The organism is Bacteroides sp. 1_1_30 (genome assembly GCF_020982715.1).
Lineage (GTDB): Bacteria > Bacteroidota > Bacteroidia > Bacteroidales > Bacteroidaceae > Bacteroides > Bacteroides xylanisolvens.
The window spans coordinates 1-17405 of sequence record NZ_JAJKHN010000110.1 but is presented as its reverse complement, the minus strand read 5'-3'; the positions used below and the strand labels follow the sequence as shown (position 1 = coordinate 17405).

The following is a 17405-nucleotide window of genomic DNA, read 5'->3' as shown; positions in this document are numbered from 1 at the left end:
AATGATGTTACGTTTGATATTCATAATTGGGTGCGTTTGAAATTCTACACCCAAATATACACCCAAAAATTGAAATAGCAAAAGGCATTTAGAAAGATTTAGATTTACTCTGCATTGTAGATAATATATGATTATCAGTGATTTGCAATTTTATGATATTTTCTGAAAGTGTAGGTTCGGGAGCCTCTCTCTCCGCTAGAAAGCAGCTTTTTGCTGCTTTCTGTTTTTATGGAGAGTTTTTTCTCTAGTTGGTAATTGTAAGGAGAGGTGCTCGAGTGGTTGAAGAGGCACGCCTGGAAAGCGTGTATACCCCTAAAGGGTATCACGAGTTCGAATCTCGTTCTCTCCGCATCATTTTTTACATTTTAATATTAATGAACGGCTGTTTTGACTTATCAAGGCAGCCGTTTGTTTTATATTGTTTTCGGGAATTCGGTTATTCCAATTCTTCAATAATCTTCTTTACATCTACCGGTTGTAATCGACCATATACCTTCTCGCCGATCATCACTACCGGAGCCAGTCCGCAGGCGCCTACACAACGCAGACAGTCTAATGAGAACTTTCCGTCCGGGGTAGTGTCACCGACTTCGATACCTAATACACGTTTGAACTCTTCCAGCAGTTTTTCTGAACCACGTACATAACAAGCTGTACCCATGCAAACAGAGATGGGATGTTTTCCTTTGGGAGTCATGGTAAAGAAAGTATAGAAAGTGACGACACCATACACTTTCGATACGGGAATTCCAAGTTTGGAAGCGATAATCCGTTGCGTTTCCTCGGGTAGATACCCTTGCAAATGCTGTGCCTCATGCAAAATATTGATAAGTTCGCCCGGTTTGTTTCCATGCTTGTCGCAGATCGTTTTGATTTGCTCTGCCATGTCACAGGCTAGTTTGATATCTGACATAATACTCTTCATTTAAAAGTTAATCAATCGCTTTGTTGAAATAATGCGTATGCAGGAGAGTTTCCGATTTCTCACCTAGCGGTTTGCCGAGATAATCCTCGTATAATGTCTTGATATACGGATTCTCGTGCGATTTGCGCAAAGGTTTGTTGGCGTCTTCACGGTAAAGTGCGTTGGCGCGTGCATAGAGTATTTCCGAGTTGCCGTGATGCAAAGGCTGCCCGCCGCCACCGATACAGCCTCCGGGGCAAGCCATAATTTCGATTACATGATATTCGTTGTGCCCGTTCCGTATATCTTCCAGTAGATGACGAGCGTTGCCTAGTCCGTGTGCAATGCCTACTTTTAATTCAAATCCGTTTAGGTTAATGGTAGCACGACGGACGCCATTTAGTCCGCGTACCTGTTCGAAATTTACATTTTTCAAAGGTTCTCCGGTATAGATTTCATAGACAGAACGGAGGGCGGCTTCCATTACACCACCTGTTGTTCCGAAAATGACACCGGCACCTGTCGATTCACCCATCGGGTTGTCGAATGGGCTGTCCAGTACGAGAGGGAACCCGATATTGGCACGTTTAATTAGTCGTGCCAGTTCACGGGTAGAGATAGAATAATCCACATCGGGGATACCGTTCACTTTGAATTCATCACGTGCACATTCGTACTTTTTAGCCAGACAAGGCATGATAGATACGACAACCAGTTTTTCTCTGGGTATGCCCATTTTCTCCGCCCAATAGGATTTGGCAATGGAACCGAACATCTGTTGTGGGGAGCGGGCGGTGGACGGAATGTCCAGCATGTCCGGGAAATGATGTTCGAAGAAGTTGACCCATGCCGGACAGCAGGAAGTCAGGATAGGTAATCGTACGGATTTATCTCCGTTGAGATAACGTGTCAGGCGGTTCAGAATTTCAGAACCCTCTTCCATAATGGTAAGGTCGGCTGCAAAATCAGTATCGAATACATAGTCGAATCCCAGTTCGCGAAGTGCATACACCATTTTTCCGGTTACCAGAGTGCCGGGAGGAAATCCGAATTCTTCACCTAGGGCCGCCCGTACGGCAGGTGCGGTCTGCACAATCACTACTTTGTCCGGATTAGCCAGATCGTCGAGCAGACGGTTGGTGTAGTCACGTTCTGTTAATGCGCCTACGGGACAGACAGCCACGCACTGACCGCAGTAAGTACATTCACTTTCCGTCATCATTCGGTCAAAGGCAGGAGCGATGGTTGTATTGAATCCGCGACGGATGGCACCCAATGCTCCGACCGTCTGTACATCATTGCAAACACTTTCACAACGGCGACAGAAAATGCATTTATCCATATTACGGACGATAGAAGCGGTAATTTCCCGTTTGCGGGGGGACAGCTCACCGCCATTGAAAGGCATTTCGCGAATGTTGAAACGCAGTGCTAACGTTTGGAGCTCGCAGTTGCCGCATTTAGGGCAAGTGAGGCAGTCATTGGGGTGATCCGAAAGGATCAGTTCAGCCACCACTTTGCGAGCGTTCATTACGCGCAGGGTACTGGTTTTTACTACCATGCCCTCCGTGCAACGGGTAGCGCAGGCAGGAGCCAGGTTGCGCCGTCCCATCACTTCAACCACACAAATACGGCAGGAAGCCGGATTATTTTTTATACAGGTTCCTTTCAGGTCGATATGACACAGCGTAGGTATATTGATACCGATTTTGATAGCGGCTTCAAGAATAGTGCTTCCCTCGGGCACAGTGATGAAATGACCGTCTATCTGGAGAGTAATTTGTTTTTCTTCCATAGTAAATAAGATTTTAGCAGACAAGAATAGCGTTGAATTTGCAGCGTGCCATGCACATGCCGCACTTGATACATTTATCAGGAGCAATGACATGTGGCTTGCGCACCAGCCCGCTGATAGCATCCGCCGGACAGTTTTTGGCGCATAGATGACAACCAATGCAACGTTCCGGACTGATGGTATATGTTAATAGTGATTTACATTGCTTGGAACGACAAGTCTTATCCCGTACGTGTTCCATATATTCATCGTAGAAGTTATCCAATGTGGATAAAACGGGATTCGGAGAGGTTTGTCCCAGTCCGCAGAGGGCCGTATCTTTGATGACTTGTCCCAAAGTGGCAAGTGTGTCCAGGTCTTTTTCTGTGCCTTTTCCTTCTGTAATCTTGTTCAGTAGTTCCAACAGACGTTTGTTTCCAATGCGGCAAGGTGTGCATTTCCCGCAGGACTCTTCCACTGTAAAATCCAGATAAAAGCGGGCTACGGATACCATGCAGTCGTCCTCATCCATGACAATCATCCCTCCTGAACCCATCATGGAACCGGCCGAGAGAAGGTTGTCAAAGTCAATGGGAGTGTCCAGATGTTTTTCTGTCAGACAGCCGCCTGACGGTCCTCCTGTTTGTACAGCTTTGAACTTCTTTCCGCCTTTGATGCCTCCTCCGATTTCGTAGATTACTTCCCGAAGAGTAGTTCCCATCGGCACTTCGATCAGTCCGACATTATTAATCTTTCCGGCAAGAGCAAACACTTTGGTTCCTTTGGAACGTTCTGTGCCAATCGTTGCAAACCAGTCGGCTCCTTTGGTTAGAATAATGGGAATATTGGCAAGCGTTTCCACATTATTTACATTGGTTGGTTTTCCCAGATAACCGGATTCGGCAGGGAAGGGAGGTTTCAGAGTCGGCTCTCCCCGTTTTCCTTCCATCGAATGAATAAGGGCAGTTTCTTCTCCGCAGACAAAAGCTCCGGCTCCGTATCGTATTTCTATGTCGAAACTGAAATCTGTTCCTAAGATATGATCTCCCAGTAATCCGTATTCGCGCGCCTGATTGATAGCTGTTTTCAGTCGGTTGATAGCTAACGGATATTCGGCACGGATATATACTAATCCTTTGGTGGACCCGATGGAATAACCGCAGACACACATCGCTTCTACAATCGAATGTGGGTCGCCCTCCATAATGGAACGGTCCATGAATGCACCGGGATCTCCTTCGTCGGCGTTACAAACCACGTATTTGACATCTGACTGTTGCTTGTTGGCAAATTCCCATTTCAGTCCCGTCGGGAAACCGCCACCACCACGTCCGCGAAGTCCCGAACGTTTGATAATATCAATAACGTCCGTCGGCTTTTTGTTAAGCAGGCAATCGGCCAATGCAAAGTATCCTTCACGGGCGATATACTCTTCAATATTTTCGGGATCGATAAAACCACAGTTACGCAATGCGATGCGGAGTTGTTTCCGGTAGAAATCCATGTGCTTGGAGTCGCTGACGGTATGTTCCGTTTTGGGATCTACATACAGCAACCGTTCGATTCTTCGTCCTCCGATGATATGCTCGTTGATGATTTCTTCCGCATCTTCGGGAGTGACTTGGGTGTAAAAGGTATTATCGGGGATAATTTTCACGATAGGACCTTTTTCACAGAAGCCGAAACAGCCTACGGTGATGACTTCTACTTTGTCGGTGATTTCGTTCTTTTGGATGGCTTTTAGAAGATTGTCTGTAATACCCTGGCTGGAAGATGCCTTACAGCCTGTACCACCGCAGATCAGAATCTGAAGATGTTGCGCACCGGATGCCAGTCCGTAACACTTTTCAGTCACCTTTTCATTACTTTCTTCGCGCAATGAAAGATTGTGCTCTGCTCTCTTCCTGATTGTTGCCAAATCATGGATAGATAAAATTTTCATAAGTATCAGAATTGTTAGTCGGTTTTTTGCAAATATAATTCTTTGTTTGAAATAACAGCGTAGTCTCGTACAAATAAAATTGTTCTTTGACGGAGGATTTAGGTAAATAAATCTCTATCTTCGTATTTAATAGGTATCAAACCTAAAAAAAGAAAATTGAAGTATGAGACGAATTTTACTTGGACTATGTTTTCTATCCTTTCTGAACAGCGCATCCGGACAAGAGATTCCTTTGCCGGAAAAGATGCCGCAGACACATCCGCGGGTACTGACTACTCCGGCGGGAAAGCAGGAAACATGGAAGCTGATTAAAAAAGAAGAATGGGCGAAAGATGTTTTCAATAAATTGAAGGAACGGACGGAAGTATATACGAACCTGACGGATGCTCAACCGGCGTGGTTGCTGTCTCGTTTGGCAATGTACTGGAAGTCTCATGCCACGGAAGTATATGTGAAAGGTGAAACGTTCGACCATGCAGGTGGTGAAAAAGCTCCTTATCCCACTGTGCGTTACACAGGAACCCGTGGCACAGCTGCTACCCACGGCCGTCCCAAATTGGCGGATGTCGTTCCTTATGATGATGAGGATGGGAATGTCACTTTCTGCAATAATGCACTTCCCGACCGTCCTATGGAGAGTGTACACCCATCCAAAACAGGCCGGAATATTGAAAGCCTGAACTGCGAAATCCTGGGAATTGCCCGTGATGCCGCTTTCCTTTATTGGATGACGGATGAAGAGAAATTCGCTAAACTTGCCGCGGGGGTCTTTGATACATATATGACAGGTATTTATTATAGAAACGTGCCCATCGACCTGAATCACGGCCATCAGCAAACATTGGTAGGATTGACTTCTTTCGAAGTCATCCATGAAGACGCACTCCATATCGCTGTCCCTTTATACGATTTTCTATATAATTATCTAAAGGCCAATTACCCGGATAAAATGGAAATCTACGCCGGAGCTTTTAAGAAATGGGCGGATAATATCATAGCGAACGGTGTACCTCATAACAACTGGAATTTGCTACAGGCACGGTTTATTATGAATGTCGGATTGGTATTGGAAGACAATAAAGAATATGCCGACGGAAAAGGACGTGAATATTATATCGACTATGTGATGAACCGTTCCAGCATCCGCCAATGGAGTCTGACGCAATTGGCAGATTATGGTTTCGATATAAATACGGGAATTTGGGCAGAATGTCCGGGATATAGCAGTGTGGTAATCAATGATTATGCCAATTTTGTGAATCAGTTTGATACGAATCTGCAATATGATTTGGTGAAAGCAATGCCTGTATTGTCGAAAGCGGTAGCAACCACTCCCCAATATCTGTTTCCCAACCGTATGATTTGTGGCTTTGGAGATACGCATCCGGGATATTTGAGTACGAACTTCTTTATCCGTATGATACAGAATGCACAGGCGAACGGGAAGAAAGAACAGGAAAACTATTTCACGGCTTTATTGAAATGCCTGAACCCGGATTTGGGAAATGATAAAACAGAAAAGAAGAATGTGCGTGTATCTGTCAATTCTTTCTTTGAAGATAAACCGCTGGCGCTAAATCCCAAAGTGCAGCCGGGAAAGATAGAAGATTATGTTTCTCCTTTGTTTTATGCTCCCAATGTGTCATGGCTGGTACAGCGCAACGGTATGCATCCGCGCAACAGTTTGATGATTTCGTTGAATGGCAGTGAAGGGAACCACATGCACGCTAACGGCATTTCGATGGAACTTTATGGAAAAGGATACGTACTGGGGCCGGATGCAGGTATCGGGCTTTTCCTGTATAGCGGACTGGATTATGCGGAATATTATTCTCAATTCCCCAGTCATAATACAGTTTGTGTGGATGGAATATCGAGCTATCCGGTGATGAAAAGTAATCATTCTTTTGATTTGCTTTCCTGTTTCCCGGCATCAGCGGAACCGGGCAAAGCATTTACGTCCGTTACTTACAGTAACCTTTATTTTCGTGAACCGGAAAGCAGGGCGGATCAGACCCGTATGATGAGTATTGTCACTACCGGGGCGGAGACGGGGTATTATGTCGATGTATTCCGCAGCCGGAAAGAGAAAGGAGGCGATAAGATGCACGATTACTTCTATCACAACCTTGGACAGACTTTGACATTGACGGCAGCAGATGGCAGCGACCTGAATCTCCAGTCTACGGAAGAACTCGCCTTTGCAGGCGCACATCTTTACGCTTATTCCTATTTATATGATAAGAAAGTGGCTGCAACCAATAAGGATGTCAAGGCAACTTTCACCATAGATATGAAAGATAAGGACGGCGATGATATATACATGAATCTTTGGATGAAAGGCGAACCGGATCGTGAAGTCTTTACGGCTTTGGCGCCAATGACCGAAGGGCTAAGCCGTACACCGAATATGCCCTATAATATAAAGGAGCAGCCGACGCTGACATTTGTTGCCCGTCAGCATGGAGAAGCTTGGAATCGTCCTTTTGTCTCGATATATGAACCGAGTACGAAAAAGGAACCGTCTGCTATTCAGTCCGTCTCTTACTTTGATGCAGAAGGAGCAGGTTTGGAAGACTTTGCCGGTATCTGTGTGAAAAGCAAAAACGGACGTATAGATCATATCTTCTCTCTATCTGATGCTGCACAAACCGCTATTTATCAAGGAATGAAAGTGAAAGCGGATTATGCTGTTATCAGCAATGAATATGCAGGAAACCGGACGTTGTTTTTAGGGAATGGGACCCAATTGGTTGCACCCGGGGTAATGATTCAGACCGACAATGCCGCTAATGTATTGCTCGAAAAGAAAGAAGGGAAATGGTATATTATTTCTTCTGCTCCCTGTACGGTTGTTATCGGCGATAAGAAGATAAAATCCGATGCTTCGTCGGAGCCTATGTTGTTGCGTATCTGATGTTTCATTGGTAATAAAGAAAAATTGTATATCTTATCCGTAGTATGGTATATTATGGCCTAAGATGGAAATTGTTGCAATAAAAAACAAAAAAAGCGTGTTTAAACGTTTTTAATACTATATTTTTTCTAATTTTGTGGCTTTCTGTCCAAGTAGTATATAAAATGGACAGTAAGCCCTTTTTTTGTGGGTAAATATTTAGTGGGAAATATTTAGTGGGAAATAAATGATGGTATATGTGATGAGAAATGGTCGCAGGGTAATAGCTGCGTTATCATTTCTGTTATTATGTTGTGGTGTACATGTGCACGCACAACGGGTGGCTGTAAAGACAAATGCATTGGGTTGGCTGACCGCCAGTCCGAATGTAGAAGCAGAATTTGTATTGGGTAGTCATGTCTCCTTGAACATGGGGATTGCTGCGAACCCAATCAGTACAGACAACTTTAAAACGACTTTCACGCATTTTCAGCCTGAAGTTCGTTACTGGCTAAATCGTCCGATGGTGAGTCATTTTCTTGGAATCACCGCTTTCGTGAATAATTTTGATATGATGGTAAAAGATGTGCATCACAAAGGCGATGCATACGCCGCCGGTTTGACCTATGGATACGCATGGGTGCTGGGCGATCATTGGAACATCGAAGCAACTGCCGGAGTGGGTGTGTTGCGCTACCGTCAGTTTAAGTATGATAAGGGTACTCCGAAACCGGGTGCGGTCAACGATAGTAAGACCACCATTGCACCTGTCAAACTGGGGGTATCCTTTGTTTATATTATTCGATAACGAACATTAGCTAGTCAGAAAAGAGAATGAAAATCAATTTGAAACGTGATAGATTAACAGGTATACTTCTCGTGGCGATGATGTTCGTCGGTATGAATGTATCCGCCCAACGGATCCGCGTGCAGGGGCATATCACAAACCCGCAGGGAAAAAGTGTTCCGAATGTAAATGTGTTGAATCCGGTCAATGACGAACGTATAGAAATGTCCGACGAGGATGGCCGTTACAGTGTCTTGGTTGAGAAAAACGGCTCGTTGAAGTTTACATGTGTCGGTTATGAAGACAAAACAGTGAAGGTGGCAGGAAAGCAGATTCTGAATGTAGTATTGAAAGATGCCGTCATCGAACTGGACGAAGTTACAATTACTTCCAAAGTGAAGGACAAAGTGATTCCGGAACCTACGGACATCGAAATCAAAGGTAATTATTTCCATCTGAAAACTCGTGTCCCGGTGCCTAAGGAGATGTTTAACTCACATCGTCGCTTGGTATTGCAGCCTTCCATTTATGATGTGACACTGAAAAAGCGTCTGTTGATGCGTCCTGTTGTATTCGACGGGGATACTTATAATACAACGCAAAATCGAATGTACGATTATGATATGGATAAAGATCCTTTGCACGATTACATCCGTGTGAAAACTACTTCTTCACGCAAGGGGGATATTATTGCTTACCATGATTCTATCTATATAGAATATCTGCAACATGACTACCGTGCAGATGTGCATCTGGCGATGGAAAATTACCGGAATATCATTTATCGTGACTCTTTCTCCATTGCACGCGGAACGGTCAACCCGCTTCGCTTCTTGGAGTATAAATTCTCCGCTTTCAGCCTGACGGACGAGAAATACCTTCCGAAACCCGTGATGCAGTTGCGGGATACGAAAGGTGAGGTAAACTTAACCTTCCTGGTAGGTAAAGCCGACCTGGATGATAAGAATCCACAAAATCAGGTGGAACTGAACCGGTTGAATCAGGAATTGCGTGGTATTGAGACGAACCCGGATGCCTCTTTGAAGAGTTTTCATATTACGGGGGTGGCTTCGCCGGACGGTTCTTACGCGACGAATCTTCGTCTGGCAAAATTGCGTACGGATAAGGCCCTGGAACGTATACTGGCACAACTGGACCCGGAAACACGTAAACTGTTGGAGGTGAAATCGGATGCATCGGTTGCCTCCTGGAAGGAGGTAGCTGAATTGCTGAAAAAAAACTCCAAGCCGGAACTGGCTAAAGAAGTAGAGGACTTAATCAAACAATATACAGCTACTCCTTACCGGTTGAATGGGGTCTTGAAATCGAAACCTTTCTACAAGGAACTTGCGGCTACTTATTTGCCTAAATTGAGAAAGGTGCAATATACCTATGGTTATTCAATCTTCCGTTCTTTGACGGACGACGAGATTAGAGAACTTTACAGAAAGAATCCGAAGGAACTGACCCGTTTCGAATATTACCGTATGATTACGACAGCAAAAACTCCCGACGAAAGGGAAAAGTATTGTAGGGAAGCTCTTGAACTTTATGATAACTTTACGTATGCAGCCAATGAACTGGCAGTGGCAACGATACAGAAAGATACTCCGGATTCACGTATTCTCGAACCGTTTGTCAGTAAATCGGCACCGGCGGAGTTATTGTCTAATCAGGCTATTGCCTTGCTACACGAAGGGAAATATACAAAAGCGGATTCAGTCTTGACATTGGTTCCCGAAGAAGCGGTTTCTGAAGATTTGCAGGCCATCGTTCAGGCATTGGCCGGTTATTATAATGATGCTTTCGAAAAGGTGGCGGCTACCAGCCCTTTCAATGAGGTGGTGATGCTGCTGGCAATGAAGAAGAATCAGGAAGCATGGGATAAGATTTCTACCATAGATGTAGAGACCGCCCGCGAATATTATATAAAAGCGATTGCCGCCAACCGCCTGGAGAAAATAGGTGATGCGATTATGAGCATTGAGAAGGCCCTTGAACTTGATCCTTCCTTATTGGAAGTAGCGAAGGTGGACGGTGATATTATTGACTTGCTGCCGGAAGAGCAGAAAATTAAATAATGATATATACAACAAGAGTAAACGATGAATATCTTCAGAATCAACAATAAATATGTAGCAGTGGCAATCTTCCTGATGCTTGCTGTTACCTTACAGGCACAGGATTATGGTGCATTGCAATATATGTTACAGAAACGGCCTGCAAATGAAAAGTTCGAGAGCAATAAATTCAATGAACATCTCTTTTTCTCTGCCGGAATAGGGCCATACAGCTTGTTAACAAGTGGAGATAGTCAGGATGGAATGGGAATGACCGCCCATCTCTTTATGGGAAAGTGGATTACTCCGGTTCATGGACTTCGGATAGGGGTGAATTTAGGTTATCTGCCGTCGAGTATCTACGATTCTAAAATAAAAATGGGTGGCGGCAGCCTGGACTATCTGTTGAATATGTCCTCCCTGGCATACGGATACAATGCAAACCGTTGTTTTGAGTTAGTAGGGATTGCAGGTATAGAAGCCGGTTATTCTAAGGTGGGCGACAATAGCGATCGTTCCGAAAAGTATCCGGATTTGAAAGGCGGCGGTCAGCTTTATTACGGCGCTCATCTCGGTTTACAGGGAAATGTACGTCTTTCTTCTACATTGGATTTGTTTGTAGAACCGCGGATCGGATGGTATAATGACGGTTTTGCGTATACGGAAAGTTGGAGAAACTATAAAATGGCTGGTTCGGTTCTGGTAGGTCTGACCTATATGCCTGCTGCTCCGATGGGAACTAAGATTCATTTCGATGATTTCGATAAAAGTTCCTTCCTGAATCATATGTTTATCTCTTTATCCGGTGGTATCAGTACACTGAAAGTTCCGGGAATCAAGAATACGATTAAAGGATTAGGTCCCCAGTTCTCTGCCGGAATCGGTAAATGGTTCAGTCCTTCTTCCGGTCTGCGTTTGTCCGGGACGGTTGGACTTTCAGACACCCCTTCGGGCAGTGCAAGCGGCTACTTTAAACATGTCGATCTGCATGCGGACTATCTGTTGAATATCAATAATGTTCTTTGGGGATATGATGAAGACAGAATATTTAGTCTGATCGGTATTGCCGGAGTTAACCTGGCAGGTACGAAAGGAGTGGATAAAACCGCCAAGTATGCTCCGGGAATAGGAGTCGGTGTGCAAGGAAGTTTCCGTATCAACCGTTCTGTGGATTTATTTATAGAACCTCGCCTCAATGTGTATAATAAGAGATATGCAGGAGGTCGCGGAGTAGGTGGCAATACGGATCAGCTCGGAGAGTTGAATTTTGGTTTGACTTATCATACGATTGACCGTGCGGCACGTCCGAAGAACGGATTCTCAAGCAATCACATCGCAGACAATCTGTTTATGACTTCGGGAATCGGTGTGCAAATGTTCCTGAATAAGACGAATCTTGAAAACCTTGGTTCTTTAGGTCCGCAGGCTTCTGTCTCTATCGGTAAGTGGTTGAGCCCTTATTCCGGTTTGCGCCTGGTGGGTACGGGTGGATTCTTTACGAACTATGTAGTTCCGGGAAGTGTTAAAGCGGGCAAACTTAGACATGCCAGCGTCAGTGGTGGTCTTGATTACTTGTGGAACATAACGTCTACCATGAGTGGATATAATTCCGATCGTATCTTTGATTTAATAGGTTCGGTAGGTGTCAACCTTGCTTATACTTCCAAATCAGACCATAAGTTCCAACTGGGTATTAATGCAGGCATACAGGGATTATGGCATGTGAATGATTTTCTCGGTTTGTACATTGAACCGCAGATTCGCTTGTATGGAGATAAATTCATTGAAGGTAATCTGGGCTTTATGCAGAAAGACGTAATGGTAGGAGTCAATGCAGGTTTCCACTATCGCTTTGTTCCTTATTCAAAAGCAGCCAATCGCAGCGTGTTTGGTCAGGATGACAAGCGTTACTTCATCTCCGGTGCACTTGGATTGGGTAGCTTGCTCGTAGCCAACAAAGATTTGGTGAAGAATGCAGGTGTAGAAGCAAAAGGAAGCATAGGTAAATGGTACACTCCGTTATCTGCATGGCGGGTAAATGGAACAATTATGTACAAGGCCAAAACGTCGTCGAAGATGAATCTTCATTATGCCGGTTTGGGTATGGATTATATGATGAGTCTGGCCACATTGGCAAAAGGATACAGCCCCGACCATGTGATAGATGTTGTTCCTTTTGTGGGAGTTACGGCCGGACTGGTACGCCGTTACGGTAAGTTCCGAGCAGTGCCGGGACTGGATGCCGGTGTGCAGGTAAAGCTGAAAGTGGCTTCTTCTTTGTATCTGTATGCCGAACCTAAAGTCGGTATCCGTACCGATACATACGATGGCTCCGAACAGGGAAGACCTGACCGCGTAGCTTCCATGGTAGGTGGATTATTGTACAGATTCAAGATGCCTACTTTCCAATAAGAAGAAAAATAAGAAATCGAATAAAAAGGGTTGCGCAATACCGGATTAGTGATTGTGCAACCCTTTTTGTATTCCATTTCCAAGAAATTACGGTTACATAAACGTTACATTAATATTACTTCCATTTCTACCTGATAATGAATAAAATGAATCTTTAGAATTCATTTTCTCCCTTGCTATTCTCCTCTACTTTTGCTCCAGAAATTAAAACGAAAACGTATGAAAACGATTACTGAAGCAATATCGAAACAAAGTTCAAACAGAAGATTAGCCGATTTCCTCTTTATTCTATGGGCAGGTGGAGCAGCCCTTCTTTCTTACTCACTGGTTTATGCATTGCGTAAACCTTTCACAGCTGCTACTTTTGACGGGATAGAAGCATTCGGTTTTGATTATAAAGTACTGGTTACTATCATTCAGATAGCAGGTTATCTGATAGCCAAGTTTATAGGTATCAAGTTGATTTCCGAATTGAAGAGAGAGAATCGCCTGAAGTTTATACTCGTTTCCATTGCCGTAGCGGAATTGTCATTGGTTGCGTTCGGAGCACTTCCCACTCCTTATAATATGTTTGCCATGTTCTTCAATGGATTGTCATTGGGCTGTATGTGGGGAGTTATTTTCAGTTTTATCGAAGGTCGCCGCACTACGGATATTTTGGCCAGTCTTTTAGGAATCAGTATTGTTATCAGTTCGGGAACGGCAAAATCCATCGGATTGTTCGTTATGAATACATTGAACGTCAGCGAATTTTGGATGCCGGCACTTATCGGTGCTTTTGCACTTCCTTTATTGGCTCTTTTGGGATATAGCTTAACCCGTTTGCCACAACCTACGGCACAAGATATAGAACAAAAAAGTAGTCGTGTAACTCTGAATGGCAAGCAACGGAAAGAACTGTTCATCGACTTTATGCCATTTCTTGTATTATTGTTTGTAGCTAACCTAATGTTGGTAGTGCTTAGAGATATTAAGGAAGATTTCCTGGTGAAGATTATTGATATGAACGGACAGTCCTCATGGATGTTTGCGCAGGTAGATACAGTCGTTACATTAATAATTCTGGCGTTATTCGGAGCGATGGTCTTTGTGAAAAGTAACATAAAAGTTTTGGTTGCCCTGCTGGGATTGGTCGTACTTGGGACAGCCACCATGAGTTTTATATCTTTCAATTATGATTCTCTGCAATTGGATGCAATCACCTGGCTGTTTGTCCAAAGTCTCTGTCTGTATATTGCCTACCTCTGTTTTCAAAGCATTTTTTTCGACCGCTTCATTGCTTGTTTCAAGATAAAAGGAAATGTCGGTTTCTTCATTGTGACCATTGATTTTATCGGATATACGGGAACTGTACTTGTCTTGATGTTCAAAGAATTTGCCCATGCAGACATAAACTGGTTGGAATTTTATAATATATTATCCGGTTACGTAGGACTGATCTGTACGGTTGCTTTCACCTGCTCCATGATTTACCTGATACAGCGCTATAAAAAAGAGAAACAACTGAAGAAAGCGAAAGAAGCCGAAATGAGCAACGGGATAAAATTTACGGGAGAAGGTATGGAGCCAACTACTTTTTCACAAATTTGATAAAAGGTGGACGATGAAAATAATAGGACTATATTTGAAATTCTCCTTCCTTCTATCTCTAATACTAACGACTTCCCGGATAACGGCACAGAATCTGCCCGATGGCATACAATATAAAATCACCGGGCGTCTATTAATGGATGGAGGAGTGTATCTGAAGAATCCGAATAACTTTGGCAACGGCACGGAATTTAATGACCTTCGCATCGGTGTAAAAGCTACCTATCAGAACTGGGGAATGAAACTGGAAATGGGATATGCCGGAAACAAAGTAGCCATCAAAGATGCTTTTGCCACCTATTCCTATAAGAATAGTTCCATTCAGATAGGACAATTCTATGAGCCATTCAGTCTCGATATGATTTGTAGTACATTTGATCTTCGCTTCAACCAATCTCCGGGAGCTGTGCTGGCATTGACAAATAGCCGACGTATGGGAGTAGCCTATTCCTATCGTACCCAATATTACTATCTGTGTGGCGGATTCTTTACCGATAATGATTTGAGCAACCTGAAAAACGCATCGCAAGGATATGCCATTGACGGACGTTTGGTTTACCGTCCACTTTATGAGCAAGCGAAACTGATACATATAGGATTAGCAGCTATCCATCGTACACCGGACGGCACGCTTCCCGAAGATGAGAACAGGAATACGTTTACTTATAAATCTCTGGGCGTGAGCACGATTGATAATCGTACATTAATACAAGCAGATGTAGATCATGCAGCATCCCAATTTAAAATAGGAACCGAACTGCTAATTTACTATCATAAATTCTTTCTTCAGGGTGAATACATCCGCGCCCATGTAAAACGGGAAAAGGGTTTTGAGAACTATACGGCACAAGGAGCTTATCTGCAATGTTCCTGGCTATTGTTGGGACAGAATTATCTGTATGACGAAGAAGTAGCCTGTCCCGGAAGACCGGAAGGAAAAGCACTTGAACTATGTGCCCGTTTCAATTATCTCTCTCTGAATGATGCCGGAATAAAAGGCGGAACACAGAAAGACCTCTCCTTCGGATTGAATTACTATATCAATAAACACATTGCTGTCAAATTGAATTATAGCTACTTCATCCCCGGCTCGCATATCAAAGAGATCGAAAGCACAAACTTTAGTGTAGTACAGGGACGTTTTCAATTCATATTCTAGTACTTGGCAGTTCCGTTCGAATAAAGCTATAATAAAGAATAGGAAGGTGTATTGTATACTAGTTTTACTAAATGTTTCAAAGACATATCGAGAGCACTGCCGACTCAATATGCAGAACCGTATGTAAAAAGTAAAAAATAAGAAGACAGAAAAAACTGGAATGTTCTAGGTAAATCTCCTTTATTGTTCGTAATAGACAATAAAGGAGATTTTTTGCATTGGTTATTTTTTCTATAGTTTCTGTTACCAGTTTGCCAACCTGGGTGGAATAGAAAGTATAGTTTTAGAAAGAACTTCAATAAACAGAATAATTAAAATATAACATAGTTTAGTGATATGAATATAGTAGGAGTTTTATCAGGTAAAAGAAAATGTTTGTTAGCAATAGCTATTGCATTTTCGACATTCGGGAATGCCCAATTAGTAACCTATCCGGAAGGATTGAACACTGGTATGCCACATAATGATGATTATACAGTCAAAGTACGTGAAGCAGGCGGTGAATGGAAAGATGTATTCGAATATGAAGTCCAAGTAGATATGGATCGGGTACAATCTGCTTCAATGGTACAGTTTGATATAGGCAGTCCCGTAGAAGTGATGGTGAAAAAGAACAATGGCACCATTCAGGATGTGAAAATCCGTCCGTTAGCAATAGGTATACAACATACGGTAAACCACAATGCTATCTTTTTTACACTCACTAGACCTCAATGCCTGTCGATTGAGTTTAACGGTGATCGTTTGCATAATCTTCATTTGTTTGCTAATCCTTTGGAAACAGAAACTTATACTGAAAGCAGTGACAAAGTAATGTATTTCGGACCGGGTGTCCATCGTCCGAAAGATTTGCCGAACACACAGATACAGATTCCTTCCAATACTACTGTTTATTTAGCTCCCGGAGCTGTTGTAAAAGCTAAATTATTGATTGACAAAGCTGAAAATGTACGCATTGTCGGGCGTGGTATTCTCGACCATCCGATCCGTGGAATAGAAGTTACTCATTCTAAAAATATATGGATTGACGGTATTACAGTTATAAATCCAGATCACTATACAGTATTTGGTGGTGAGTCTACAGGGTTGACCATCAATAATTTAAAGTCTTTTAGTTGTAAAGGATGGAGTGATGGCATAGATCTGATGTGTTGCAGTGACGTATTAATAGACAATGTTTTTATGCGGAACAGTGATGATTGTATTGCCATCTATGCCCATCGCTGGAACTATTACGGAGGAAGTCGTAACGTGACTTTACAGAATTCAATCCTTTGGGCGGATATTGCTCATCCGATCAACATTGGAGGACACGGTAACCCGGACGATAAGGCTGGAGAGATTCTTGAGAATATAACTGTCCGTAATGTCGATATTCTGGAACATGATGAAGAGGATCTTCTTTATCAGGGCTGTATGGCAGTGGATTGCGGTGATAAAAACTTGGTACGCAAGGCATTATTTGAGGATATCCGTGTAGAGAATATCCAGGAGGGAAGATTGTTTCATATTAATGTTCGTTTCAATTCAAAGTATGATAAGCAACCCGGCCGGGGAATTGAAGATATTATTTTTCGGAATATCATTTATAATGGAGTAGGGGAGAATCCATCTCTATTGAAAGGGTTTGATAAAGAACGTTCCGTCAAGAATATCATCTTCGATAATGTGATTATCAACGGCATGAAGATGAAAAATATAGATGATTTTATCACGAATGAATACATAAAGAATATCACAGTCAAATAGCATAATCTGGTATATGAAGTATGAATGGAAAAATCTCTTTGTATTAGGTGCAAACTTCTTTTCTTCTAATATCAAACTTTCTTTAGGTTAAACATAAACTATAAATGCAAGTTTCATTTATATAATTAGAAC

The 17405-nt window shown here is 43.1% G+C and carries 10 protein-coding genes and 1 tRNA gene; 8 read left to right on the top strand and 3 right to left on the bottom strand.

All coding sequences use genetic code 11. The features are described 5' to 3' along the window. The first annotated feature begins 261 nt into the window (after window positions 1-261). Window positions 262-349 (top strand) — tRNA-Ser (locus LPH68_RS22990). Window positions 350-436: 87 nt separating this feature from the next. On the opposite strand, the gene nuoE is transcribed toward LPH68_RS22990, so the two are convergent. Genes nuoE through LPH68_RS22975 form a run of 3 tightly spaced genes read right to left on the bottom strand, consistent with a single transcriptional unit; the run spans window position 437 to window position 4620 of the window. Beyond that, on the bottom strand, window positions 437-913 hold the full coding sequence (nuoE, locus tag LPH68_RS22985; RefSeq protein WP_004305841.1) for an NADH-quinone oxidoreductase subunit NuoE: 477 nt from the start codon (window positions 911-913) through the stop codon (window positions 437-439). A gap of 19 nt (window positions 914-932) precedes the next feature. Beyond that, window positions 933-2699, bottom strand: coding sequence for an NADH-dependent [FeFe] hydrogenase, group A6 (locus LPH68_RS22980; RefSeq protein WP_004305843.1), 1767 nt, complete (start codon window positions 2697-2699; stop codon window positions 933-935). Window positions 2700-2712: 13 nt separating this feature from the next. Beyond that, the gene (locus LPH68_RS22975) at window positions 2713-4620 is read right to left on the bottom strand and encodes an NADH-quinone oxidoreductase subunit NuoF (RefSeq protein WP_087318456.1); all 1908 of its coding nucleotides are present in this window, start codon (window positions 4618-4620) and stop codon (window positions 2713-2715) included. Between the two features lie 163 nt (window positions 4621-4783). On the opposite strand from LPH68_RS22975, the gene LPH68_RS22970 reads away from it, so the two are divergent. The 7 genes from LPH68_RS22970 to LPH68_RS22940 all read left to right on the top strand — a co-directional run bounded on the left by LPH68_RS22970 (window position 4784) and on the right by LPH68_RS22940 (window position 17273). Next, window positions 4784-7537 carry a heparinase II/III family protein gene (locus tag LPH68_RS22970; RefSeq protein ID WP_004305847.1) on the top strand — a complete coding sequence of 918 codons (2754 nt, stop codon included), beginning with the start codon at window positions 4784-4786 and terminating at the stop codon, window positions 7535-7537. Between the two features lie 241 nt (window positions 7538-7778). After that, complete coding sequence (locus tag LPH68_RS22965) at window positions 7779-8324, top strand: DUF3575 domain-containing protein (RefSeq protein ID WP_004305849.1); 546 nt, start codon at window positions 7779-7781, stop codon at window positions 8322-8324. Between the two features lie 26 nt (window positions 8325-8350). Then, on the top strand, window positions 8351-10384 hold the full coding sequence (locus LPH68_RS22960; RefSeq protein ID WP_004305851.1) for a tetratricopeptide repeat protein: 2034 nt from the start codon (window positions 8351-8353) through the stop codon (window positions 10382-10384). A gap of 24 nt (window positions 10385-10408) precedes the next feature. After that, the gene (locus LPH68_RS22955; protein ID WP_004305853.1) at window positions 10409-12775 is read left to right on the top strand and encodes a hypothetical protein; all 2367 of its coding nucleotides are present in this window, start codon (window positions 10409-10411) and stop codon (window positions 12773-12775) included. A 219-nt stretch (window positions 12776-12994) separates the two neighbouring features. Beyond that, window positions 12995-14365 (top strand): DUF5690 family protein, encoded by a 1371-nt coding sequence (locus tag LPH68_RS22950; RefSeq protein ID WP_230297164.1) that lies wholly within the window; start codon window positions 12995-12997, stop codon window positions 14363-14365. A gap of 13 nt (window positions 14366-14378) precedes the next feature. Continuing rightward, on the top strand, window positions 14379-15524 hold the full coding sequence (locus LPH68_RS22945) for an OprO/OprP family phosphate-selective porin (protein WP_149952915.1): 1146 nt from the start codon (window positions 14379-14381) through the stop codon (window positions 15522-15524). A gap of 336 nt (window positions 15525-15860) precedes the next feature. Next, complete coding sequence (locus LPH68_RS22940; RefSeq protein ID WP_151936144.1) at window positions 15861-17273, top strand: glycosyl hydrolase family 28 protein; 1413 nt, start codon at window positions 15861-15863, stop codon at window positions 17271-17273. Window positions 17274-17405: the final 132 nt, after the last annotated feature.